Raw genomic sequence first — 22,300 nt, forward strand, 5'->3', positions numbered from 1 at the left:
GCTCCTTACGGGGTCAGGTTGACCAGATGCCCACTGGGGCCGACCTGGCTGCCCCGCATCAGATAACCGCGGTTGATGGAGGCCCGGCCAAACGAATTGTTGGCACCGACCAGATATTGTTGCGGCACCAGGCTCTGGGCCGTGGTCTCCACCATCTTGGTGCGCATGTCGATGATGCGGGCGTTGACCAGGATCCCCTGCTTGTTGCGGCTGAAGGTACCGACCAGGATGCGGGAGATGGGCAGACGGGAAGAGAGCTCTTTGTAGTTGCGGCTCAGCACGAAATCCCCCTGGGGAGTCACCTTGATGCTGCCGGTCAGCTTGAAGTCCACCACCACTTCTCCACGACGGTTGAGCTCGTAGATAAAACTCTCCTCGATCTGCTGACCCATCCAGTTGGTGTCCTGCAGGGTATCGAGATCGACAAAAGAAGCCACCGCGATGGGCTCGGTCAGGGTGGTAAGAGACTTGCGCTCCATCAACTGATCGGTCATGCGGGCCACCAGCCAGTTGAGTTCCATCCCCTTTGCCGCCTGCCGGGGATCACCCAGATCCCGATTGATGGGGTCGGAGCCGCACCCGGTCAATGCCAGGGCGAGCGCCAACGCCGTGATGAGTTTGTTCATGGATACCTGTTCCTGTATCTGCACCTGACTTGTTATCGGACAACCGGCGCAAAGCTTGAGCCGGGAATGAGGCATGGATCTTGCTTTTTAATTATCGTCCCTGCACCGCGCAGAGGGCGAACCCGTGTTGTGAATTATGTCGGCCAGTGACGCCATTGCATCAAACAATGCCCTCTGCCCGCCTCTTCAAGGTATCTGTTATGAAATTACCGCTGCTGTTGACCCTGCTGCTGGCCAGCCTGAGCGCCCATGCCGAGCTTATTGAAGCCCAGGGCAGCGCCGCCATTCTGGGGGATGAAGCCTATGCCCGCGAGCAGGCGACCCGCGATGCCCTGCGTCAGGCGCTGCTGGCGAGTGGCGCCGCCGTCTCCAGCATCCAGCGCCTGGAAAATGGCAGCCTGCGATCCGAGCAGATCCAGATCCGCTCCGGCGGCGACATCCGTCAATACCGGCTCAAGCGGGAAGAGGTGCGCAACGGCCGCATGTACATCACCCTGGTGGCCGACATTCAGGCGGAACGCCAAATCTGCCAGACCCAGCATTATGCCAAGGATTTGACGCTGGTCAGGCTGCGCATGCGCAATCCGGACCAGGCGAGCTATGGCGCCCTCGACGACATGCCCGCCAATCTGTCGCGGCGCATGTTCGAGAACCTGGCGAACGCCCCGCAAGGGGTGGCCGTGCGCCAGTGGCTGGACGAAAACCTGCGCATCGATCCGCTTCATCTGCAACAGGGGGATCGCAGCGCCCTTGAGGAGATCAAGGCGCTGAGCCTGCGCACCGACAGCCAGTATCTGGTGCTCGGCAGCATCGACGACCTCTCCATCGAACCCCAGGGCAACCAGCTGACCAGCTGGTTTGAAGATCCGGTGCGCAATTTTCGCATGCAGCTCTATCTGTTCGACGGTATCAACGGCTCCCTGCTCAGCCGCAAGGAGTATCAGGGCCGCGCCACCTGGACCTTTGACAAGCGGGCACAGGTGGGCAGCAGCGGTGGCCAGTTCTGGCAATCGAGCTACGGCCAGGAGGTCAATTACCAACTGCAGCAGGCGGCGCAGGATCTGGTCAGCCAGCTCAGCTGCGCCCCCGTCACCGCCCGGATCGTCGGCCAGAATGAACGGGGCCCCTACATCAATCTGGGCAGGCGCAACGGGGTCAAGCTGGGGGATCAGTTCCGCGTCCAGCACAACGCCGATTTCATCGACCCTTACGGCAAGTCACGCATGATGCGCAACCCGGCCGCAGGATTGTTCGAGGTGGTACAGGTATTCGACGATGGTGCCATCATCAGCAGCCAGAACAAATATTCGCCATTCAACATCCAGAACGGGGACTTGGCAGTATTGGAATAAGAATCAAGGGTTTAAAAGGGAGCGGCTTCTTGTATAATGCCCGCCACAAGGCTCCCGTAGCTCAGTAGGATAGAGCGGTCCCCTCCTAAGGGACAGGCCACTGGTTCGACTCCAGTCGGGAGCGCCATACAAAACAAGGGGTTGGCATAGTCACTATGCCAACCCCTTAATCATTTCCGGCCCTAGTTAACCAAAGTTGCGACACCAGGCCAAAGTGAAAAACGATGACCATCCTGCTTGAGTCGGTATACCGCCAGGCCGCAGGAGATGACCTGCGACGAGAATGCCGCGCGGGTGCTGGCCAGCATGGGGATCTTGCATCCCGCGAAATCAGCGACAGGCGCCACGGATAAAAACCCCGTCACCGAAAACAGAACCGCTCTGCTAGACTGGCCCTCTTTTTTATCATGTCGTGCATCTTGCAAAGGAGTGTTGGATGTCTGCTTCTTCCTGGTGGGACAGGTCCACCGGTTTCGCCCTGCTGACCATACTGCTGTGGGCCTCTCTGGCGGCACTCACCTCCAGAGTCACCAGCGTATCGCCACTGGTATTGGTGGGCCTGGTGCTGCTGTTTTGCGGCCTGGGGGCCTTGCCATTCTGGCGCCAGTGGCGAGCCAGCCCTCTCACCTGGCTGGTCACTGTGACTGCCCTCTTGTTCTACCACCTGTTGTTGTTCATGAGCTTTCGCCACGCTCCCGTGCTGGAGGCAAACCTCATCAACTACCTGTGGCCGCTGTGCATCATACTGTTCACCCCCCTGCTGCTGCCGGGTCACCCGCTGCAAGCCCGCCACCTGCTGGCCGGAGCGCTCGGCCTGGCCGGCTCCGTGCTGGTGATGGTCAATGGCGAGCTGCAACTGCAACAGGCCTATCTGCCCGGTTATCTGCTGGCACTCGGCGCCGCCATCATCTGGGGCGCCTATTCCGTACTCTCACGCCGGCTTCCCCCGGCGCCGGCAGTCGTGACGGCGGCAGCCTGCCTGCCCGCGGGCTTGCTAGCCCTGCTGCTGGCCTGGCTACAGGAGGGGCCCCTGCCCCTTACACAGATCCCGGCCGGTGACTGGTGGCTTATCATCGGATTGGCGATCGGTCCCATGGGGGCCGCCTTCGTCACCTGGTATCTGGCGCTGCGGGACGGAGATCCACGCCGGATCGGTGCCCTTGCCTATCTCACGCCACTGTTGAGTACTCTTCTACTGGTGCTGCTCAACGGCGAGCAGCTCACAACCCGCCACCTGCTGGCTGGCACTCTCATCATGGGGGGGGCCCTGCTCGGTATGCAGGGCAAACGAACCACCCCGGCACTGGCAACGGCACACCCGAAGTAACGGTCGGGAGCCTGGCGCCCTTGCCACCAAGGCGCGCAAGGCTCCTGTCATAAAAATGCCACGCATCCTGTTTAGCCTCACGCCATGCTCCCCATGGTCTGTGCATACAGGAAGATCACAGTGAAAATCGCCCATTACGCCACCCTCTCCTCCCTCGTCTTGTTGCTGGTTGCTGGAGGGCAGGCGTTGGCCCTGCTCCACGGCTGGCAGCAGCTGGGCCAGAGCAATCTCGCCCAACAACAGCATGAGGCTCGCCAGCAACTGATCACCGTCTCCCTGCAAGATACCCTGCGCGCCTATCTGGATAGTGGCGATCCGCAACGACTCACTGAAGCGCAGGCGCTGCGCCAGCAAGCGCTGGAAAGCCTGACGGGACAACCCGATGCTCTGGCAGGGCCACTGCGCCAGCAGCTGGCAGCGATGGAGCAGCGGATCGCGCACGACTATCTTGCCGCCGGCAAGCTCTCCGGCAACAGCCAGTCACTGCTGCAACATGCCGAAAACGAGCTCGCTGGCCAGGCCATTGCCCTGTTGCGTTACGCCGGTTCGGGCAACTCCGACGAGCAAGGAGTTGTCGCCCGGCAATACCGGGAGGGAGCCGCCACCGTGCTGGCCAGCCTGCCGGGACTCGCCCATCTGCGCGAGCGTTACATGGCGCAGGGCAGCGACAAGTTGCTCGAGGGGATCCGCTTCGAACTGGACGCCCTGCAAAAACAGGCGGAGCAGTTGCAAGCCCTGCCTCTGCTCGGCCGCTATGAAGAGGCACCGACCGATGAATTCACCCTGGGTGAGCCACAACGCCAGGAGCTGGGTGAGCTGCCCCGCAGCGAACTGCTGTCGCTGATCAAACGTTACCCACAGGAGCTGGCCAACAGCAGCAAGGCGTTGGGGCAGCAACAGGCGGGCCGTCAGGCGATACAGGAGGACATATTACAGATGCTGCAGGCAACCAGGCAGATGGGAGAACAGCTCGCCCAGGCGCGTCTGGCGGTGACCCGCCACCTTGCCACCATACTGGGTGCCCTGGCGTTGTGTCTGGTGCTGGTCGCGCTGCTGTTTGCCCTGGTGCAGCGCCGCTGGCTGCTCAGGCCACTGCTGCGGTTGCGCAGCGCCTTCCTGCTACTGGATCAGACCGGCCAGGCCGATCCCCTGCCGACGGGGCGCGAGCGCAACGAACTGGCGGATATCGTCGCCAGCTACAACCGTCTGATCGGACGCCTGCAGCAGGAACAAAAACACAAGGCTGGCCAGCTGTCGGCGGTCTCCACCAGCCTGCAGGGCATGGTCAATCAGGTCGATGAAATCCACCAGAGCACCCGTACCACGGAGCAGGTGGTCGACGAGAGCGGTCAGATGATGGGAGAGCTCAACCAGCTGGCCAGCGAAGTGCATCAGGTCGCAGCCGAGATAGCCCGGCATGCCCATCACAACGAACAGGCGATGAGCGAGAGCGAAGGGCTGGTCGGCAATATGCTGCACGCCACCCATCAGACCGGGCTCGCCATCGACGAGAGCGACGAGGCCTTGCGCGCGCTCAGGGGGTCGGTCACCGAGGTCTCCGCCATCGTCGATGTCATTGGCCACATCGCCCAGCAGACCAACTTGCTGGCCCTCAATGCCGCCATTGAAGCAGCCCGGGCCGGTGAAGCCGGGCGGGGATTTGCCGTGGTCGCGGATGAAGTGCGCACGCTCTCGGCCCATACCCAACGTTCCCTTGACCAGATCACCGACATACTGAAACGGCTGACCCACTCGGGTGAGCAACTTGCCACCGTGCTGAACCGCATCACCAGCGAATCCGGCAGCCAGCGGGTCCAGGCCGAGCAATTGCGCCAGACCACCCAAGCAGTACGGGAAATCGCCCGCAACACGGCGGTGATCGCCCTGCAGGGGGCGGACAACGCCAAAAGCCAGGAACACAAGCTTGCCAGCTTTGCCGACCTGATCGCCCGCATCCATCAACATGCGCACCAGGTCAGCCAGCTGTCGGTCCAGGTTTCATCCCATATCCATCACCAGGCCCAGCAGATCCCCCGCATCCTCGGCCAGCAAGGCTGATCCGCATCATTCTCCCTACTCACTCCGCCATGGCGGAGTGAGTTTTTTTGTATCGCAAAATTATATGTTGCATACGGGTTATACCCGCACCGGCATAACCCTGCAGGATACGCAGGTTCCAACACCCTGACGGCAAGCAAGAAAACGTTCTCATTGCCGTCATACGGGGGATGAAACGGTATGAGAGCGGCCGTCACGATTATTTGCACTCGGTCATATTTTTGAAACTTGGTGGGAACTTTTAATTGATATTTCGCACCGCGAACGTACTCTTGAGTTGTCCGATAGCCAAGGATCGGAACACAAAAAAACACAATTAGTGATGAACAGAGCTGCCCACCGCAGATGTGCCAAGACGTCGCGGCTGCAGACCAGATACAACGATTTTTTTGCCCTTCGGGGTTTTGATTGCAATGCCAATACCGAGCGGTAGGCCTGCTGCCAACTGCCGGAACAAAAAAGCTAAGTCCATAAAATCAGGAGCAATAGAAATGGAAAAAGTGATCTTCAAGCGCGCCGCTTTAAGTGCCGCTGTGGTAGCCGCGCTGGTCGCCCCCGGTATGGCGTTGGCAGCCCAGGACATGATGAGCCCGGAATACGGCAAATCCTATGAAGCCTTCGTCAATGATTCCAAAATCACTGGCGGCCTCTTCTACTTCCAGCGTGATCGTCAGCGTATCGACGGTGACCCCAACGACAAGAACAATGTAGGCCAGTACCAATCCAACCTGAGCCACTCCACTGTTCAAGCCGCCCTGAACTTCAACTCCGGTTATGCCTGGGACACAGTAGGTCTGGATCTGGGTGGTTTTGGCGCCTATGACCTGGCCGTGACCGAAGACCACGCCGTCAACCAAGAGAACGAATTCTCCTTCGCTGGCCGCAGCTGGGGTAACAACTTCAAGGATGGCTCTCCTGAAGGTGGTTTCAGCCTCTCCAACGCAGCTCTGAAACTGAAGTTCCTGGAAGGCGCCCTGACCGCCAAGGGTGGTTACACCCAGCTCTACGTACCGGGTCAGATCGGTGTCAACTGGTCCTATCAGCCGGGTACCTATCGCGGTGGCCAGGTTGAAGGCAACTTCGGTGGTCTCTACCTGACTTACGCCATTGCCGACGAGTACAAGGCTCCCTGGTACAAAGAGACCCAGGTCTTCTCCCGCGCCAAGGCATGGATGGATCCGTTTGCTGACGAAAACGTCATCGACTACATCCACGCTGTTGCGGCTCGTTACACCTTTGAAAATGGCACCGCCATCACCGCCTCTTTCGGTCAGTCCGAAGACTACATGGACAGCTACCACTTCAAACTGGCTCACAAGTTTGACGTACTGGGCGGCCTCTCCACCAGCTACCAGTTCTACGGCTCCGAAACTGACACCTACACCAAGGGCGGTTCCGAGATCGAGACTTATGACGGCCTGGCTTGGCAGCAAGCGTTGACCGCCGCATGGGGCGCAGGCCCGTACGGTTTCCGCCTGGAAGGTATGTGGACCAAGGCAGAAGGTGCTGAAGGCAACTACCTGCCCCGTCTGACCCGCGGCTACGCCAACTCCCAGGGCGCCAACGAAATTTGGTGGGACTCCCGCTCCGACTGGAACGCCAACAACGAGAAAGCCGTGTTCTTCGGCGTGACTCGCTCCCTGGATGATCTGGTGGGTGCTCCGGGCTGGTCTGTGGGTGTATCCGGTGCCTACGGTTGGGATATCGAAGATGGTCAGGGCAAGAAAGCCGCCAACGGGGAAGACACCGAATGGGCAGCCAACTTCGATGTCAGCTATACCGTGCAGGATGGCAAGCTGAAAGGCACCCTGTTCAAGCTGCACTACACCGACTACAACAACGACATCACCCAGAGCGGCGGTTGGACTCACTACCCCAACATCTTCGCCTCCGAGCATGACGTCAAGTTCCACGTCATCATGCCGTTTACCATCATGTAAGCAGGCAATGATTGTCAGCAAACCGGGCCAGTCGGCCCGGTTTTCTTTTTTCCGGCGCTCGGGCTACCATGCGCCTCGACTCCCCTCAGGCTACAAGGAAGGTTCTCATGTCCCGTTTTGTGCTGATCACCGGCTGCTCCAGCGGCATAGGGCTGGCCGCCGCCAAGGCGTTGGGGGAGCACGGTTTCACCGTGATCGCCTCGGCCCGCAAAGCGGAGGATGTGACCCGGTTGCAGCAGGCGGGATTGCTGGCAGTGCAACTTGATCTCGCGGATCCCGCCTCCATCGAGCAGGGGGCTGGCGCTGCGCTGGCACTGGCCGGAGGGCGCCTCTATGGTCTCTTTAACAACGGCGCCTACGGCCAGCCTGGCGCACTGGAAGACCTGCCGACCGAGGCGCTGCGCGAGCAGTTCGAAACCAACCTGTTTGGCTGGCACCACCTGATCCGTCAGGTTCTGCCCGCCATGCTGGCGGCAAGAGAGGGTCGGATAGTACAAAACAGCTCTGTGCTGGGGCTGGTGGCCATGAAGTATCGCGGCGCCTACAACGCCAGCAAGTTCGCGCTGGAGGGGTACAGCGATACCCTGCGCCTAGAGCTGGTCGGCACCGGCGTGCATATCAGTCTGATCGAGCCAGGGCCCATCGACACCCGTTTTCGCGCCAATGCCCGCGCCGCCTTCCTGCGCCATATCGATCCGGCGCAAAGCCGCCATCAGGCCGCCTACCAGCAGACCCTGAGCCGGCTGGAGCGTGAAGGGGGCACCCGCGGCTTTACCCTGCCAAGCGAAGCCTGCATCCCGCCGCTGCTGCACGCCCTCACCAGCGAGCGGCCGCGCCATCGTTACCCCGTTACCTTTCCAACCCGGCTGTTTGCGATCTTGCGCCGCCTGTTGCCAAGCCGCTGGCTGGACCGGATCCTCGCCAAATCGGCCTGAACCGGGCAAGCAGGCCATCCAGGCCCTGCCCGACGCCTCCTAGCCGGGGCAAACCGCTGGCACGACGCGCACCGTCGCCTCGATCAGTAGTGCTCGCCGTTGCTGTAGTAGGCGCTTTTCACCATGGGGATCACCTGTACCACCACATAGGTCTGCTCCCCCAATGCTGCCTTCAGGTGGCGGGTGATGAGCCCGGCTGCCGCGTCCTGCATCGCTTGTGGTCGCTCGAACCAGTGCAACTCGACGAAGGGTGAGCCCGTCTCCACCGCGCCATTGCGCACCTGACAGCTGTCGATCAGCTCCATGGTGACAAACTCCGGCTTGCCGCCGGTCAGGGTGCAGAGCTCGGCCAGCAGCGGACCACCGATCTGCTGCAGAGTGTCGAGGGAAATGGCGCGAAAACGAAGATGGGGCATGGCAAACCTCTTGGTTATCTGAATGGAGGTCTTATCATAGGGTTTATAGTCATGAAGAGAAGCCACCCTACACACATAAGGCGCCCCATGAAATTTCACCGCACACTGTTTTCCTTCCTGCTCTGTCTGCTGCTGCCGCTGACGGCCCTGGCCGATCCCGCCTTCTACCGGGTCAGCAAGGGTGATGAGCAGCACTGGCTGATGGGCTCCATTCATGCAGGCAAGCCCACGCTCTATCCGTTGCCCGAGCCCGTCGAACGCGCCTGGCTGCAGAGTCGTGCCCTGGTGATGGAAGTCGACATGAACAGCATCAGCCAGGAGCAGTGGCAGGGGATGGCGTCTCTCACCCAGCTCAACGATGGCAAGAGCCTCAAGGAGTACCTGCCTGCCGAGCTCTACCAGCGCACCCTGATGGCGGGGGCCCGCTATGGTCTGGATGAGGCGACCCTCTCGCCACTGCGCCCCTGGTTTGCCGCCATTACCCTCACCCAGGCGGCCATGGCCAAGACTGGCTTTGACAGCCAACTCGGCATCGATCAGCACTTTGCCGGTTTGGCCGCCAAAGAGGGCAAACCCGTCGTCGGCTTCGAAACCCTGCTGGAACAGCTCGGTTATCTCGCCAGTGTCGGTGACAACCAGACCCTGATGCTGGCCAGCACCCTGGACGAGCTGCCCATGCTCGAGAATGCCTTTACCGCCGTGATGAAGGCGTGGCAACAGGGGGACGAAGCCACCCTCATCAATCTGCTCAAGGAGGAGATGGCTCCCCCCGCCCTGCAGAGCTGGATGGAGCAGACCCTGCTGGCGGAGCGCAACCGCAACTGGCTGAAAAAATGGCCGAGCCTGCCGAATGAAAGCTTCATCGTGGTAGGCGCCCTGCATCTTTACGGCGAACAGGGGCTGCTGGCCCAGCTGGAGCAACAAGGGTGGCGCATCACACCGCTGACCCAGCCAACCATGACGCAAGGAGTCCAGTGAGAACGATCACAAATCGGCGTGGATGTTTAATAACCATCCATTGAGTTGATCGGGATCATCTCCCTACGGATAAAGAGGTATTTATCATGCCTGTCATCAATCGGGTGACAGGAGCAATAAAATGGATTTTTGGCTGGATCTGATGTTTGGCAACAGCGTGGGGCTGATGTCCATGCTGGTGGTGATCGGTACCTTCTTGCTGATCAGCTCTTATGCGGCCTACTTCATCTACAAGGTGATGAAGTCGCAGCCGCCCAAGGGAGAGCAGCAGCCCCATCACAACGAGTCGTAACAACCCAGGGCGGCCGGCCCCGTCTGACCGCCTGTCCCGTTTTCCGTCCCGCTTCCCGCCGCTATAATGGCTCCCACTTTTTCTGATGGAGAGCCTGCCGTGTCTCATAACGACGAACTCTCGCTATTTCTGAATGAAGTGGCCGATGTCAGGCCCATTCGCAGCGATCATATTCATCCCCAAGTGGGCAAACCCACCCCGACCGAAGCCCAGCTGGCCCGCCGCCAGGCCGCCACTGCACAGCAACTTGAACTCGATCACCTCACCATGGAGGCGATCGAGATGCGCGATCCCCACGAGATCGTCGGCTTCAAGCGCGACGGCGTACAGGAGGGGGTCTACAAGAAACTGCGGCTCGGCAAATACGAGTTGCAGGCGAGCCTGGATCTGCACCAGAAGACCCTCAACGAGGCGCGCCAGACTCTGGTGCAATTTGTTCAGGATTGCGAACAGCGGGACATCCGCTGCCTGCTGATCCTGCACGGCAAGGGGGAACGCAGTACGCCACGCGCCCTGCTCAAAAGCTATGTGAGCGCCTGGCTGCCGCAGTTGCCGGCAGTGATGGCCATCCACAGCGCCGAACGTCGTCACGGCGGCAGTGGCGCCCTCTATGTGCTACTGCGAAAGAGCGAGCGCAAGAAGGCGGAAAACCGCGAACGTCACCAGAAGCGCCTCGGCTGACCCGGCCAACCGGCAAACATGGCGCAGGGCGTCATGGCAGTGATAGCATCGAGCGGCCCCGATCATGCCAGGTACGGGGTGTATAGCATCAGGGACGATAACAAGGACAATCCCATGTCATATCAAAAACTTGAACAACATCAGCAACAGCTGCACCGCTTCTCCCACCTCTCGGCTATCTGCGGCTGGGATCAGGCTGCCATGATGCCGGAGGGGGGCAACGAGGCCCGCGCCGAAGCCATGGCGGAGCTCGGTCTGCTGATCCACCACAAGCGTACCGCTCCCGAGCTCGGCGACTGGATCGCCAAGGCTGAAACGGAAGCGCTGGATGAGGTGCAGCGCGCCAACTTGCGCGAGATCAAACGCCAGTGGCAGGATGCCAGCCTCTTGCCCGGTGAGCTGGTGGAGGCGCTGTCGCTGGCCGGCAGCAAGTGCGAGCACGCCTGGCGCAGCCAGCGCAAAAACAACGACTGGACCGGTTTTGCGCCGAACCTTGAGGAAGTCGTGAAACTGTCGCGGGAGGTCGCCTCCTTGCGTGCAGGGGCCCTAGGCGTGCGCCCTTACGACGCCATGCTGGCGCTCTACGAGCCCGGCATGACCAGCGCCCGGCTCGACGAGATCTTCGGCGATCTCGCCAGCTGGCTCCCCTCCCTCATCCAGCGGGTGAGCGAGCAGCAAAAGAGCGAAACCATCCTGATCCCGCAAGGCCCCTTCCCCATCACCAGCCAGCAGGCGCTCGGCCAGGAGGTAATGGGACTGCTCGGTTTCGATTTTGCCCACGGCCGCCTCGATGTGAGCAACCATCCGTTTTGCGGCGGAGTGCCGACCGATGTGCGCATCACCACCCGCTACAATGAGCAGGAGTTTGTCTCCAGCCTGATGGGCATAGTGCACGAGACCGGTCACGCCCGTTACGAGCAGGGGCTGCCGCGCCACTTGTTGGGCCAGCCGGTGGCCGAGGCGCGCTCCATGGGCATTCACGAGAGCCAGAGCCTGTTTTGCGAGATGCAGCTGGGCCATGATCCCGCCTTCCTCGCGCTCTTGGCACCACGCATTCGCACCCACTTTGGCGAGCAGCCGGCCTTTGCCCCGGCCAATCTGGCCAAGCTCTATAACCGGGTCGAGCCCGGCTTTATCCGGGTCGATGCGGACGAGGTGACCTATCCGGCTCACGTGATCCTGCGCTACGAGCTGGAGCGCGACCTCATCGAGGGACGCATCGAGGTGGCGGACATCCCCGAGCTGTGGGATGCCAAGATGCAGCAGTGGCTGGGCCTCTCTACCAAGGGCAACTACCAGAACGGCTGTATGCAGGATATTCACTGGACCGACGGCTCGTTCGGCTACTTCCCGAGCTATACGCTCGGCGCCATGTATGCGGCGCAATTGCGTTTCGCACTGGAGAAGGAGCTGGGCAGCATGAGCAGCCTTCTTGAGGCGGGCCGCCTGCCGGAGATCTTCGCCTGGCTGGGCCGCCACATCTGGTCCCAGGGGAGCCTTCATGACACTGACGAGCTGGTGCGCCGCGCCACCAGCGAAGCGCTGAATCCGCACTGGCTGCGCCAGCATCTGGAACAGCGCTATCTGAAGTGATGGCCTGACACTGTGACATGAAAAAACGGGGCAGCCTGGCTGCCCCGTTTTTTTATCGTACGCCTGGCAGATTCAGTGTGACTCGGGGGCCCCGAGAAACTCTCGCAACTGCAGGATGTTGCCTTCCGGATCAAAGGCATTACGCAGCACGAAGCCGGGGCCTGACCACTGCTGCGGCAACAGGCCACCGCCGAGATCGGCTGCTTTTGCCTCCGCCCAGGCGAGACTCGGCACGGTAAAGAACAGTTTGATGGCACTACGCTCTCTCAGCTCGGGGGGCTGGGTGACCTCGATCTGGCCTGCATAGGGCTCCGGGATAGTGTGGAGCAGCAGCTGGAAATCGCCGTTCTCCAGCACCACCAGCTGCTCATCCTGGCTGAGAAGATCCATCTGCAACAAGGTGCGATAAAAGTGGGTCAGCGAACCGGGATCTTTGGCATAGATCAGGGCGCCGGCACGGGCAGGACCAGGCATGGGCAATCCTCCTTGTATGTCAGGATCCCAGCTTGTCACAGTTGCCGGCCCGGTTCGACCTTTTCGTTGAAGCCGGTGCGGATGCCTTGTTGCTAGTGCACAAAATGCCACTGCTTCAGCGCCAGCACGGGGGCAGGCCCAAGTTCCGCGCCAAGATCCGCCAGTCCGAGCGCCTCGTCATAGTGCACGCCGCCAGCGCCGCTCTCGTTCAGATATTTGGCGCGCACCGCGCCATACAGCCCGCCACTGCCGCTGATGCTCATCTCGGTCAGAGGAGCATAGAGAGCGGCATAGAGCGGCGTGTTGCCCGACAGCTTGACCCCGTCCTTGCCGCTGTAGGCCGAATAGAGGGAGATGGCAGGAGTGCCCTCTGTGGTGAGTCCCTGTTTGGCTGCGCTCACCTCGGCCCCCGCCCCCAACTCGACCTTGCCGCCGACGATCAGGGTCAGGCTGCTACCCTCGGCCACCGTCAACTTATTGCTGCCGCTCATGGTGAAGTCCCGGTCAATTACCAGTACCACGTCCCCCTGGATGGTCAGCGCCGCATCGGCCCCCATGTTGAGGCTGTCCAGCCGGTAGAGGGTCTGCTCCTTGCCAAAAACCTCCCCTTTGCCCGGGAAGGGCAACGTCGGCTTGTGCTGGTTGGTGCTGGAGACTGAGCCGGTGGCGGGACTCTCGGTCAGCACCATCTGCTGGGTCGACCCCAGCGTCAGGGCACCATTGATGGGCAGGTTGGCAAACTGGGGAGAGCCGGCGAGCGCCGTCACGTTGAGGGGATCACACACCTGACCCGCCACTGGCGGCAGCTTGGGATGCTGGCGATATTGGGGCTCCAGATACTTCTGGTTTTCTGCATCGTTGAAGCTGCCCATCCCGCCATAGTTGAGCTGGCCGCTGTCGATGCTGGTGCCCCAGCCCATGGCCACATTGCCGTTCATCGCCACCGAGCCGGTTATCCGTCCTCCTTGCAGGGTGAGGTTGCCACCCCCCTGCAGATTGCCATCCACCCGCACTATCTTGTCGGAGGACGGGGAGATGGTGATATCGCCCCCCGCAGCCAGGCTGCCGGAGACGGGGGACGAGCCATTGAGGGTAACCGAGCCGGTCGCCCTCACATCGCCCCAGATGGGCGAGTGGCCATCGAGCACCACATTGGCCTGATCGCTGACCGTCGCCACGCTGGCATTCTGGTTGACATTGCTGCCACCATAGCTGCCCTTGCGCGAATCGTAACTGTCGATAAGCCCACTGCCGGAGAGGCTGAGCCCCTCGCAGGCGACCACCGAATCCTGGAAGATCAGGTTGCCGGGCTGGCGCCTGAGGGAAAACAGGGCATTGAGGCCGGCGCTCCCCTCCAGAAAATGGCCACTGCTATAGAGCGCCAGGGTGTCTGCCACCGCCTGCGCCGGTTTGTCGATTTGATAGTGGCTGCCATCCTGCACCCCGTTACCCCGCTCGGGTACGGCCCGGATCAGCGCGGCCCACTCGCTGCGTGGCGTCTCCTCCAGGGTGGTCCGCAAGGCTCGGTAACTCTCGTTCATCCCCTGCTCGGCACTGAGCTGGGCATTGATCTTCTTGTGAAAATTGCCGCTGAGCCGGGCCTGTATCTGGTTGTCCTGGATGCTGGTCAGCACCAGCAGGCTCGAGAGCAGGCTGAGCACCAGCACTACCAGCAATACGGCCCCCCGCTGTCGTTGCAATCTCTTGTTCATCTTGCTCCTCCTGCGGCCTGACCAGCCAGTGCGGCATCCCAGATGGCCTTGCGTCGCGCCACCTGTACCGTCACCCCCGGAGCCAGATAGGCTGGCAAGCCTTCCGGCAGGATACGGATGATAACCAGCGAGCCTTGCTCGCCAAATTCCAGCTCCTTGAGCCCGGTCACCAGCAGACGAGCCCCTTCGCCATCGTCACAACTGAGCACGGGCGGCGTGAACCGGTACTGCTCGGTAAAGTCGGCGGTCTTACGATTGCCAAGGCAGGAGAGCACCTCGGCGCCCCCTTCCACCCTGAATCCCAGCGTCAGCCGATCCGGGGTGACGGCGATCAGTCGATCCGCCTGCTTGATGCTGCTGGTGAAGGTGAGGGTGGCAAAACGCAGCACCTCGCTCGCCTGCTCCAGCGCCTTGCTCTGGGCCACGGTGCGTTTGATGGGGGCATAGCCGGCAAAGACCGCCAGCATCAGCAGCAGGCCGAGTACCATGGCGATCATCAGCTCCACCAGGCTGACCCCGCGCTGTCTGTGCATGGTGTTCAACATAGGGGTGGAAATCCGGCATTCAACGCCACCTGCCTGGCACCGGAGACCCGTCCATCACGCCACTCTATGGTCACCACGAGGTTGTCGCTGTAGCGTGCAGGCAGCAGCAGGCGCTGCCCCGGCTGCAAGGCAAAGCGGGCGAGATAGCCATCATCGGAAAAACGCTCGGGCGTGCGCTGCACTTCGCACAGAGTGCCCCAAATTTGCTCCACGCTATTGCTCGCCGCTATGGTGGCCAGAGTCGTCTGCAGGCTGTAGTGCGCCTGTTTGAGCGACACCACCTGCCCCTTGGCCAGCCCGAGAAATACCATCACCGCGAGCACCATGGAGATCATGATCTCCACCAGATTGAACCCCTGCTGATGCCTCATGGCGCCCGGTTGGCCGCCACTCATGAACAACTCCCATGCAGCAGCTGGCCGCTCGGGGCGATGCAGAGCACGCGCTGCTCGCCGAGGCGATTGGCCAGGGTGATCTCGGCCTGCGCGCTGCTGCCGGTCGGCGCTATGGTGATGGGAGCAAACGGCGAGATGCTCACGCCTCCGCCGGGGGCGGCAGCCTGCCTGAGCAGCTTGCTGTCGGCCGTCACCTCCCAGCCCCCGTTCTGCGTGCCTTGCAGCACCACGGGCAGCGTCAGCTTCACCGCCTCACTGCGCGCGAAACGGTAGGCGGAGGCGAGCTCCCCGGTGGAGCGCTCCAGCCGCTCGGCGGCGAGTCGTTCGCTCAGGGAGGGAATACCGACCATCAGCAGGATGGCCGCGATCACCACTGCCACCATCAACTCGATCAGGGTAAAGCCTCGTATCTTCATCTCATGACCCCCAGCAATCGCTGCGCGCAGCGGCGCGATATCCGGTGTGATCCAGCGTCAAGGTGCCGCAACTGTCCTTTTGCAGACGAGTCGGTGTCGCCTTGAGCAGATAGGTGTACTGCGCCAGCTGGCTGTAGCTGAACTGATAAAAATCGGAGTTCGCAGGGAGCGTGAATTGCACGGGATAGCGGCCCTGCTCAGTGAAGATGCGCTCGAGTGCAAGCGCCTGCTCCATCATCAATTGCTGCGCTTCATAGCGCCGCCCTTTCTCCAGATAGTCGCGATAGGTGGGCAGCGCGATGGCGGCGAGGATGCTGACTACCGTCATGGTGATCAGCAGTTCGGTCAAGCTGAAGCCCCGGACACGGGCTCCTTCAGAAAGATATTTCACTTATCGTCCTTGGCAAGTGGTTATTGTGTTATATCAGTAAGTTAGCTATGTATTGGCAATACTTAATAATCAAAGAGAAAAAACTATTTAGATTGGACAGTATCGAGTCCCACCAGGCAATGACTATTTGATGAATATGTGATCGGTTATTAATTTTTACGCAAATGAATCCTATTGTGCGTACCACTCATGTCGAGGGGCTCATGCGTGCTTTTTTGCTATCCCTGTCCGTTTCTGGCTAGTCACTGCCCCCTCGCCCCCTTACTCTCTCATCATGTCTCCCGTACCGAGCCGCCATGCCATGACCCAGTCACCCAGCCAGGACCATCTGCAGGAAGAGACACTCCACGGCCTCAGCCGAGAGCAATGCCACGCCGCGCGACTTGCCCGCGATGCACGCTTCGATGGCCGCTTCTTTACCGGTGTCATCTCCACCGGCATCTACTGCCGCCCCGTCTGCCCGGCCAGGCCGCCGCACGAACACAATGTGCGCTACTTCCCAAGTGCCGCTGCCGCCGAACAATATGGCTTGCGCCCATGCCTGCGCTGTCGCCCCGAGCTCGCCCCCGCAGCCCGCGGCGATCTGCCCCATGCGCTCGCCCGCTTGTTGGCGCGCATCGAGCGCGGTGAGCTGGCGGATGGCTCGCTCGCCGCACTTGCCGAACAAGCCGGCCTCAGTGAGCGCACGCTGCGCCGCGAATTCAGGCAGCACCTCGGCGCGTCGCCAAAACAGGTGGAGCAGACGCGTCGCCTGCTGCTCGCAAAACGGCTGCTGACAGAGACGCAACTATCCATCACGGACATCGCATTTGCTGCGGGCTTTTCGAGCATTCGCCGCTTCAACGACGCCTGGCTGCAGGCGTATGGCATGGCGCCGCGCACCCTGCGCCAGCAAGAGGACCAGGGTGAGCAGGCTAACAACAAACTGCCGGATGATCGCGGTGCAACGCTGACGTTGCAGCTGCCGTATCGGCCCCCGTTTGATGTGGCGGCCATGCTCGCTTTCTACCGGCTACGGGCGATCCCCGGGCTGGAGCGGGTGGATGGTGAAGTGTATGAGCGACGCCATAGTGTCGGCGATCAGAGTGGTCTGGTGCGCATCACACAAGGCAAGGGGCACAGCCTGACGCTCACCGTGCATGATCTGCCACCCGCGGCGCTGCCTGATCTCCTGTATCGCGTGCGCCGGATGTGGGATCTCGATGCCGACATGCAGCGCATCGGCGAGCAACTCGGACAAGATCCGCTGATGGCGCGCCTGCAGGCGCGCTGGCCCGGTGTGAGGCTACCAGGCGGTTGGGATGAGTACGAGGTGATGCTGCGCGCCATCGTCGGCCAGCAGGTATCGGTCAAAGGCGCCATCACCATACTGGGACGGTTGGTGACGCGTACCGGGGCGCAATTCGGAGTGGCTCGGCTGCCCACGCCAGCCCAGTTGTGCGAGCTTGATCTCGATGGCATCGGCATGCCCGGCAGCCGCATTCGCACGCTGCAGGGACTGGCCACCGCCATCGCGAGCGGCGAACTCTCCCTCGTCAGTGCCAGCGACGAGCAACTGCTGGCGCTGCCTGGCATAGGCCCCTGGACGGTCGCCTACTGGCGACTGCGTTGCGGGCTGGACACGGACGCCTTCCCCGCCTCCGATCTGGTGCTGCAAAAGGCACTGGGAGGCGGCGACAAGCTGCCGGTGAAAGAGGTCGTGGCGCAAAGCGAGGCGTGGCAACCGTGGCGAGCGTACGCCGCCAGCTGGCTGTGGCACGCCATGAGTGAAGCGCCGGCGCAGCTGATTGACCCAGCCCACCCAGGCGAAAACACTGGAAACAACGAACACAAGGAGATAACCCCATGATCCGCTATGATATTCTGCCAACCCACTGCGGCGATCTGTTGATCGCCATCAACGAGCGCGGCCTGGTGCATGTGGACTTTGTGGCAGGCCTGCGAGCGCTGCCCGATATGAGCGGTTGGCAGCAAGATGGCGAGGCGCTCGCTCCCTATCTTGCCGAATTCGAGGCCTATTTTGCCGGTCGCCTGCAGCGCTTCACCCTGCCGCTCGCCGCCAGCGGTACCGCCTTTCAGCAGGCTGTATGGCAAGCGTTGTGTGATATCCCCTATGGCGAGACCCGCAGTTACGGCGATATCGCGCGCGCCATTGGCAAACCAAATGCGATGCGGGCAGTGGGCGCCGCCAACGGTCGCAATCCGCTCTCGATTATCGTCCCCTGCCATCGGGTGATCGGCCAGAATGGCAGCCTGATCGGCTATGCGGGAGGATTGGAGATTAAAAAAGCCTTGCTGCAACTGGAAAATATTAAGATTAAATAGCGTGATATCTAGCTAATCATAGACCCTGTCTATCATAAATAGATATCCATTTTACATTTACGACTTCATGCAAGTCCCTGAAATAGGTATAGTGGTAGATCCATATTTATTGAGGAGATATTAAATATGGAACAACTATTATCTGCCTACAGACAGGGAAATGTGATTCTTTTTGTTGGTGCAGGCGTGTCTATGAACCTTGGTCTTCCATCATGGTCCACTCTGATCGACAAGATAGCCAAGGATCTGGATTATGAACCAGAAATATATAGATCTTTTGGCGATCATTATGCATTGGCAGAGTACTATCGTTTAAAGAAAGGAAGTATTGGCCCTTTAAGAAGCTGGATGGATAGAATTTGGCATTCCCCTGAGATTGATATTTCAAACTCAAAAGTGCACGAGTATATTGCCAAAGCCAATTTTCCCATAATATACACAACCAACTATGATAGATGGATTGAGAATGCCCTTGCCTATTATAACAAGCCATTTACTAAAATAGCCTCGGTGTCAGACTTTACAAGAATCAAAAGCGGCAATATACAGGTGGTAAAGTTTCATGGTGATTTCGATGATGATAAGTCGATTGTTATTGATGAAACGAGCTATTTTGAGCGGCTTGAATTTGAAACACCGCTTGATATAAAACTTCGTTCAGATGTTTTAGGTAAATCTGTGCTTTTTATTGGATATGGTTTGGCAGATATCAATCTGCGACTTTTATTTTATAAGCTATCCAAGTTATGGAAAGCCAATCAAGCAGGCGATGCACAACCAAAATCTTATATTTTCTCAGCGAAACCGAACCCGGTACAAGAAGCTGTGCTTGAGCAGTGGGGCATCAGTATGATTTCTTCCGAGAAAGAAAATCCAGGAGAGGCATTGGAAGAGTTTCTGAGTAAATTTCAATAGTTAAGAATCACAGCCAGCATTTTAAATGTAACTCACCTACATCGTTTTTAACCATTAACGATATTTAAATTAGTAAATAACATAATAACTTGCCTCATATATAACTAAATAGTGTTAACTAGTGCAGAGATTTACCAAGATAGCCCCCCTTTCCATTAAGGAAAAGGGGAGACATCTTCAACGCTTCAGACTTCCCATTACATGCATTTCGCAGCGCCGGCAGTCAAAGCGCAGGCGGAAGGTATCCTTGCCCATCTTTAGCGCCAGTGGTTCGGCCTTGAGGCCAGGCACCTCTTTCGGGCAGAGGTTCTGGCTGTAGCGAATGCAGTGCTTGGTGATCATCAGCACCACTTCCCCTTCCTCCTTGTTCGCCTCATAGGCCGGTGCGATGCGCTCCACCCCGTGCTCGCGGAAGAACTGCTCGGCCGCACTGTTCAGCACGTTGCCAAGGTAGGAGAGACGGGGCTGGGGATAGCTGACATCGCGCAGGGCGATGCGTCGCTCGGGACGCTGGTAACTGGCCAGACGCGCAGCTTCCAGCGCGGCGATACCGTCCCGGCGCAAAGCGTTGAGTTGTGATGTGGCAATGAATAGCGGGTGAGTAAACGCCAACTCAATCTTGCGCGCCACAAACAGGGTATTACCAAGTTTACCAAGCTGGTCACGCGCCTGTTGCAACGCCCGCTCCGGGTTGTCGGCTGGCTGCTTGTCACAGGGGAGCGTGACGGCGGCGCTGATGCCCTGCTCGTCGATCAATTCAAGCCGGATCCCTTCATCGCACTCGGATAGCTGCATATCGACCCGGATACGGCGATCCGCGCTCGCCTTTTCCAGCATCTTGCTGAATGCCTGATCGTGGTTGCGGTAGATCTCGGTGCCAACTTTCAGCCCTGGCATGCGCTCTGACAGGAGTAACAGCTTACTCTGCGCCTTCTCTTCGACCTTGTTGAGGCGCATCCCCACCAGCTCGTTGTTCGGCTTGAAGAAGCCGAGACCGTCGCCGTTGTTGAGGGTGACCTGCTTACCGTCGATCTCGATGCCATCTCGGGTGACTCTGGTAACTCGCCCCAGCGGCTCGCCCACATATTTCGGGCTGCGGGTGGAGTCAATCCCCTGTTGGCGACCATGGAGGAAATAGTCGGTGCTGCCGCGGTTGAAGCTCTTTTTCGGATCCGGTGTGAAGCTGTAGCTGCAACGGCCGGCCGAGGAGGCCACCAGATCACTGCGGCGCTCCAAAATGGAGTCGAGCTTCTGGCGATACCAGGCGGTGACGTTCTTGACGTAGTCGAGCCCCTTGAGGCGCCCCTCAATTTTGAAAGAGCGGATCCCCGCTTCGATCAGCGCTTCCAGGTTGTCGGTTTGATCCATGTCCTTGAGGGAGAGCAGGTGGCTGTCGGCCACCAGCACTTCCCCATCCGGCTTTTGCAGCGAACAGGGCAGCCGGCAGAGCTGGGCACACTCGCCGCGGTTGGCGCTGCGGCCGGTACGGGCGTGGCTGATGTTGCACTGGCCGCTGTAGGAGACGCAGAGCGCCCCGTGGATAAAAAACTCCAGTTGCACATTGGTGGCCGCACTGATCTCGCGGATCTGCTCGAGCGACAGCTCACGCGCCAGCACCACCTGGGAGAAGCCCACATCCTGCAAGAACTTCACCTTCTCCGAGGTGCGATTGTCGGTCTGGGTACTGGCATGGAGCGCAATGGGCGGGAGATCGAGCGCCAGCAGCCCCATATCCTGCACGATAAGCGCATCGGCTCCCGCTTCATAGATCTGGTGGGTCAGCCGCCGGGCCTGCTCCAGCTCGCTGTCATGCAGCAAGGTATTGAAGGCAACGAAAACCTGGGCTCCGAAACGATGGGCATGACGCGCCAGCGCTTCAATATCCTCTATGCTGTTGCCCGCCGCGCTGCGGGCGCCAAAGGCGGGTCCGCCCATGTAGACGGCATCGGCGCCGTGATTGATGGCTTCAATGCCATAGGCTAGGTTCTTGGCTGGAGCCAGTAGCTCCAACCGGTTGTGGTGGCTTAAGGAGTGCTTGTTCTGGTGCATGGTCTCGGGATCAGGGCGGACAGCAAATGGCAGCCACTCTAGGCCATTGCCACCCTGATTGCCTTGATCCCGCTTAAGATCACTGCGAAATACAGGATTAGTGCTGCCGCACGTGGCCCTTCTCCCTGGGCAAGGGAAATTCCCTCTCCTCCTTTTACGGCAGGCTGCGCTTATCCTCCTCCCCCAGCCAAGGAGAAGAATCGTCACCTGATATTGATGCTAAATCACCACCTTGAGTGCCAACCCCAGCAGCACCAGACCACTGACTTTGTCGATGACGAACGATTTGGCTTTGAGCCAGGCCAACACAGGGCCACGGGAGAGTAGCAACGCCACCAGCACATACCAGAGCGCGTCGATACCACCAGCGGTGAGCATCATGATGCTCCCCTCATACCAGCCGGTATCGGCATGCACAAACTGGCTGAACAGGGCGATAAAGAAGATGGCGAGCTGGGGGTTGAGAAAGGCCACCATAAAGCCCTCGAACGCCCCCTGACGACCGCGCAGCTGGTGCATCTCCTCTTCACGCGACTCGCCACTGGCAGGTTTGGCTAACAGCGCCTTGACCCCGAGCCAGGCGAGAAACACGGCGCCACCGTAGCGGATGAGATCAAACAGCAAGGGGGTCTGGGTGATCAGCAGTGACAGACCAAGCGCCGTGATAAGCGCGTAGATACCCACCCCGAGACCGTGCCCCAACGCAGTCGCCACCCCGTGGCCCTGCCCTCCCTGCACCGTATTGCGAATGATCAACGCCAGACTCGGCCCCGGGCTGATGGCCCCCATCACGCAAATTGCGGCCAATGCCAGCCAACTCGTCAGTTCCATTTTGTGCTTACCCTCACCCTGAATATATTGTTCCTGGATTCAGGGTAAG

Annotated in this window: 22 protein-coding genes and 1 tRNA gene; 13 read left to right on the top strand and 10 right to left on the bottom strand. The window is 59.9% G+C overall.

Annotated features, from left to right (window positions below; all coding sequences use genetic code 11):
• Positions 1-5 precede the first annotated feature (5 nt).
• Positions 6-626, bottom strand: a complete 621-nt coding sequence (locus tag ACB028_RS05685; protein ID WP_042028055.1) for a FlgO family outer membrane protein — start codon at positions 624-626, stop codon at positions 6-8.
• A 200-nt stretch (positions 627-826) separates the two neighbouring features.
• Between ACB028_RS05685 and ACB028_RS05690 the strand changes: the two genes are divergently transcribed.
• The 6 genes from ACB028_RS05690 (at position 827) to ACB028_RS05715 (ending at position 8,238) form a co-directional block, all read left to right on the top strand.
• Positions 827-1,978 carry a flagellar assembly protein FlgT gene (locus ACB028_RS05690; protein ID WP_026456676.1) on the top strand — a complete coding sequence of 384 codons (1,152 nt, stop codon included), beginning with the start codon at positions 827-829 and terminating at the stop codon, positions 1,976-1,978.
• A gap of 50 nt (positions 1,979-2,028) precedes the next feature.
• Positions 2,029-2,105 (top strand) — tRNA-Arg (locus ACB028_RS05695).
• Positions 2,106-2,414: 309 nt separating this feature from the next.
• Positions 2,415-3,305, top strand: coding sequence for a DMT family transporter (locus ACB028_RS05700; RefSeq protein ID WP_371143723.1), 891 nt, complete (start codon positions 2,415-2,417; stop codon positions 3,303-3,305).
• 120 nt (positions 3,306-3,425) lie between these two features.
• The gene (locus tag ACB028_RS05705) at positions 3,426-5,363 is read left to right on the top strand and encodes a methyl-accepting chemotaxis protein (RefSeq protein ID WP_371143724.1); all 1,938 of its coding nucleotides are present in this window, start codon (positions 3,426-3,428) and stop codon (positions 5,361-5,363) included.
• A gap of 491 nt (positions 5,364-5,854) precedes the next feature.
• Positions 5,855-7,303 (top strand): OprD family outer membrane porin, encoded by a 1,449-nt coding sequence (locus ACB028_RS05710; protein WP_061475998.1) that lies wholly within the window; start codon positions 5,855-5,857, stop codon positions 7,301-7,303.
• A 107-nt stretch (positions 7,304-7,410) separates the two neighbouring features.
• Entirely contained in the window at positions 7,411-8,238 is an 828-nt protein-coding gene (locus tag ACB028_RS05715) for an SDR family oxidoreductase (protein ID WP_371143725.1), read from the top strand.
• A gap of 83 nt (positions 8,239-8,321) precedes the next feature.
• On the opposite strand, the gene ACB028_RS05720 is transcribed toward ACB028_RS05715, so the two are convergent.
• A complete protein-coding gene (locus tag ACB028_RS05720; protein ID WP_371143726.1) occupies positions 8,322-8,654 on the bottom strand; it encodes a DUF1904 family protein in 333 nt (110 codons plus the stop codon).
• A gap of 87 nt (positions 8,655-8,741) precedes the next feature.
• Between ACB028_RS05720 and ACB028_RS05725 the strand changes: the two genes are divergently transcribed.
• From ACB028_RS05725 to ACB028_RS05740, 4 genes are all read left to right on the top strand, one after another.
• The gene (locus tag ACB028_RS05725; protein WP_224210246.1) at positions 8,742-9,632 is read left to right on the top strand and encodes a TraB/GumN family protein; all 891 of its coding nucleotides are present in this window, start codon (positions 8,742-8,744) and stop codon (positions 9,630-9,632) included.
• A 121-nt stretch (positions 9,633-9,753) separates the two neighbouring features.
• Positions 9,754-9,924, top strand: coding sequence for a DUF3149 domain-containing protein (locus ACB028_RS05730; RefSeq protein WP_082037553.1), 171 nt, complete (start codon positions 9,754-9,756; stop codon positions 9,922-9,924).
• 99 nt (positions 9,925-10,023) lie between these two features.
• Positions 10,024-10,605: a DNA endonuclease SmrA gene (smrA, locus tag ACB028_RS05735; RefSeq protein WP_371143727.1), complete on the top strand. Its 582-nt coding sequence runs from the start codon at positions 10,024-10,026 to the stop codon at positions 10,603-10,605.
• Between the two features lie 114 nt (positions 10,606-10,719).
• Positions 10,720-12,198 carry a carboxypeptidase M32 gene (locus tag ACB028_RS05740; protein ID WP_371143728.1) on the top strand — a complete coding sequence of 493 codons (1,479 nt, stop codon included), beginning with the start codon at positions 10,720-10,722 and terminating at the stop codon, positions 12,196-12,198.
• A gap of 72 nt (positions 12,199-12,270) precedes the next feature.
• Here the strand turns inward: ACB028_RS05740 and ACB028_RS05745 are convergent, their stop codons facing one another.
• The 6 genes from ACB028_RS05745 to ACB028_RS05770 all read right to left on the bottom strand — a co-directional run bounded on the left by ACB028_RS05745 (position 12,271) and on the right by ACB028_RS05770 (position 16,131).
• A complete protein-coding gene (locus ACB028_RS05745; RefSeq protein ID WP_371143729.1) occupies positions 12,271-12,672 on the bottom strand; it encodes a VOC family protein in 402 nt (133 codons plus the stop codon).
• A gap of 92 nt (positions 12,673-12,764) precedes the next feature.
• Positions 12,765-14,384 (bottom strand): hypothetical protein, encoded by a 1,620-nt coding sequence (locus tag ACB028_RS05750; protein WP_371143730.1) that lies wholly within the window; start codon positions 14,382-14,384, stop codon positions 12,765-12,767.
• Positions 14,381-14,929, bottom strand: a complete 549-nt coding sequence (locus ACB028_RS05755; RefSeq protein WP_201940713.1) for a PilW family protein — start codon at positions 14,927-14,929, stop codon at positions 14,381-14,383. The genes ACB028_RS05750 and ACB028_RS05755 overlap by 4 nt, the downstream gene beginning before the upstream one ends.
• The gene (locus ACB028_RS05760; protein ID WP_371143731.1) at positions 14,923-15,324 is read right to left on the bottom strand and encodes a prepilin-type N-terminal cleavage/methylation domain-containing protein; all 402 of its coding nucleotides are present in this window, start codon (positions 15,322-15,324) and stop codon (positions 14,923-14,925) included. The genes ACB028_RS05755 and ACB028_RS05760 overlap by 7 nt, the downstream gene beginning before the upstream one ends.
• Positions 15,321-15,740 (bottom strand): GspH/FimT family pseudopilin, encoded by a 420-nt coding sequence (locus ACB028_RS05765; RefSeq protein WP_042028083.1) that lies wholly within the window; start codon positions 15,738-15,740, stop codon positions 15,321-15,323. The genes ACB028_RS05760 and ACB028_RS05765 overlap by 4 nt, the downstream gene beginning before the upstream one ends.
• A gap of 1 nt (position 15,741) precedes the next feature.
• Positions 15,742-16,131 (bottom strand): type IV pilin protein, encoded by a 390-nt coding sequence (locus tag ACB028_RS05770; RefSeq protein ID WP_052445761.1) that lies wholly within the window; start codon positions 16,129-16,131, stop codon positions 15,742-15,744.
• A gap of 301 nt (positions 16,132-16,432) precedes the next feature.
• Between ACB028_RS05770 and ACB028_RS05775 the strand changes: the two genes are divergently transcribed.
• From ACB028_RS05775 to ACB028_RS05785, 3 genes are all read left to right on the top strand, one after another.
• Entirely contained in the window at positions 16,433-17,980 is a 1,548-nt protein-coding gene (locus ACB028_RS05775) for an AlkA N-terminal domain-containing protein (RefSeq protein WP_371143732.1), read from the top strand.
• On the top strand, positions 17,977-18,456 hold the full coding sequence (locus tag ACB028_RS05780; protein ID WP_371143733.1) for a methylated-DNA--[protein]-cysteine S-methyltransferase: 480 nt from the start codon (positions 17,977-17,979) through the stop codon (positions 18,454-18,456). The genes ACB028_RS05775 and ACB028_RS05780 overlap by 4 nt, the downstream gene beginning before the upstream one ends.
• Before the next feature lie 126 nt (positions 18,457-18,582).
• Entirely contained in the window at positions 18,583-19,371 is a 789-nt protein-coding gene (locus tag ACB028_RS05785) for an SIR2 family protein (RefSeq protein ID WP_371143734.1), read from the top strand.
• Between the two features lie 177 nt (positions 19,372-19,548).
• Here ACB028_RS05785 and ACB028_RS05790 read toward each other — a convergent pair whose 3' ends face one another.
• The gene (locus ACB028_RS05790) at positions 19,549-21,420 is read right to left on the bottom strand and encodes a U32 family peptidase (protein WP_371143735.1); all 1,872 of its coding nucleotides are present in this window, start codon (positions 21,418-21,420) and stop codon (positions 19,549-19,551) included.
• Positions 21,421-21,639: 219 nt separating this feature from the next.
• The gene (locus tag ACB028_RS05795) at positions 21,640-22,251 is read right to left on the bottom strand and encodes a LysE family translocator (RefSeq protein ID WP_371143736.1); all 612 of its coding nucleotides are present in this window, start codon (positions 22,249-22,251) and stop codon (positions 21,640-21,642) included.
• Positions 22,252-22,300 lie beyond the last annotated feature (49 nt).

Source organism: Aeromonas sp. S9(2024) (assembly GCF_041403185.1).
Taxonomy (GTDB): Bacteria; Pseudomonadota; Gammaproteobacteria; order Enterobacterales; family Aeromonadaceae; genus Aeromonas; species Aeromonas enteropelogenes.

Excerpts from the sequence above, each read along its gene's own strand:
- ACB028_RS05730 (WP_082037553.1), top strand. The coding sequence starts at position 9,754 with ATGGATTTTTGGCTGGATCTGATGTTTGGCAACAGCGTGGGGCTGATG.
- ACB028_RS05750 (WP_371143730.1), bottom strand. The coding sequence starts at position 14,384 with ATGAACAAGAGATTGCAACGACAGCGGGGGGCCGTATTGCTGGTAGTG.
- ACB028_RS05780 (WP_371143733.1), top strand. The coding sequence starts at position 17,977 with ATGATCCGCTATGATATTCTGCCAACCCACTGCGGCGATCTGTTGATC.
- ACB028_RS05725 (WP_224210246.1), top strand. The coding sequence starts at position 8,742 with ATGAAATTTCACCGCACACTGTTTTCCTTCCTGCTCTGTCTGCTGCTG.
- ACB028_RS05760 (WP_371143731.1), bottom strand. The coding sequence starts at position 15,324 with ATGAGTGGCGGCCAACCGGGCGCCATGAGGCATCAGCAGGGGTTCAAT.
- ACB028_RS05700 (WP_371143723.1), top strand. The coding sequence starts at position 2,415 with ATGTCTGCTTCTTCCTGGTGGGACAGGTCCACCGGTTTCGCCCTGCTG.
- ACB028_RS05745 (WP_371143729.1), bottom strand. The coding sequence starts at position 12,672 with ATGCCTGGTCCTGCCCGTGCCGGCGCCCTGATCTATGCCAAAGATCCC.
- ACB028_RS05710 (WP_061475998.1), top strand. The coding sequence starts at position 5,855 with ATGGAAAAAGTGATCTTCAAGCGCGCCGCTTTAAGTGCCGCTGTGGTA.
- ACB028_RS05740 (WP_371143728.1), top strand. The coding sequence starts at position 10,720 with ATGTCATATCAAAAACTTGAACAACATCAGCAACAGCTGCACCGCTTC.
- ACB028_RS05790 (WP_371143735.1), bottom strand. The coding sequence starts at position 21,420 with ATGCACCAGAACAAGCACTCCTTAAGCCACCACAACCGGTTGGAGCTA.
- ACB028_RS05775 (WP_371143732.1), top strand. The coding sequence starts at position 16,433 with ATGACCCAGTCACCCAGCCAGGACCATCTGCAGGAAGAGACACTCCAC.
- ACB028_RS05720 (WP_371143726.1), bottom strand. The coding sequence starts at position 8,654 with ATGCCCCATCTTCGTTTTCGCGCCATTTCCCTCGACACTCTGCAGCAG.
- ACB028_RS05690 (WP_026456676.1), top strand. The coding sequence starts at position 827 with ATGAAATTACCGCTGCTGTTGACCCTGCTGCTGGCCAGCCTGAGCGCC.
- ACB028_RS05795 (WP_371143736.1), bottom strand. The coding sequence starts at position 22,251 with ATGGAACTGACGAGTTGGCTGGCATTGGCCGCAATTTGCGTGATGGGG.
- ACB028_RS05755 (WP_201940713.1), bottom strand. The coding sequence starts at position 14,929 with ATGTTGAACACCATGCACAGACAGCGCGGGGTCAGCCTGGTGGAGCTG.
- ACB028_RS05685 (WP_042028055.1), bottom strand. The coding sequence starts at position 626 with ATGAACAAACTCATCACGGCGTTGGCGCTCGCCCTGGCATTGACCGGG.
- ACB028_RS05715 (WP_371143725.1), top strand. The coding sequence starts at position 7,411 with ATGTCCCGTTTTGTGCTGATCACCGGCTGCTCCAGCGGCATAGGGCTG.
- ACB028_RS05785 (WP_371143734.1), top strand. The coding sequence starts at position 18,583 with ATGGAACAACTATTATCTGCCTACAGACAGGGAAATGTGATTCTTTTT.
- ACB028_RS05765 (WP_042028083.1), bottom strand. The coding sequence starts at position 15,740 with ATGAAGATACGAGGCTTTACCCTGATCGAGTTGATGGTGGCAGTGGTG.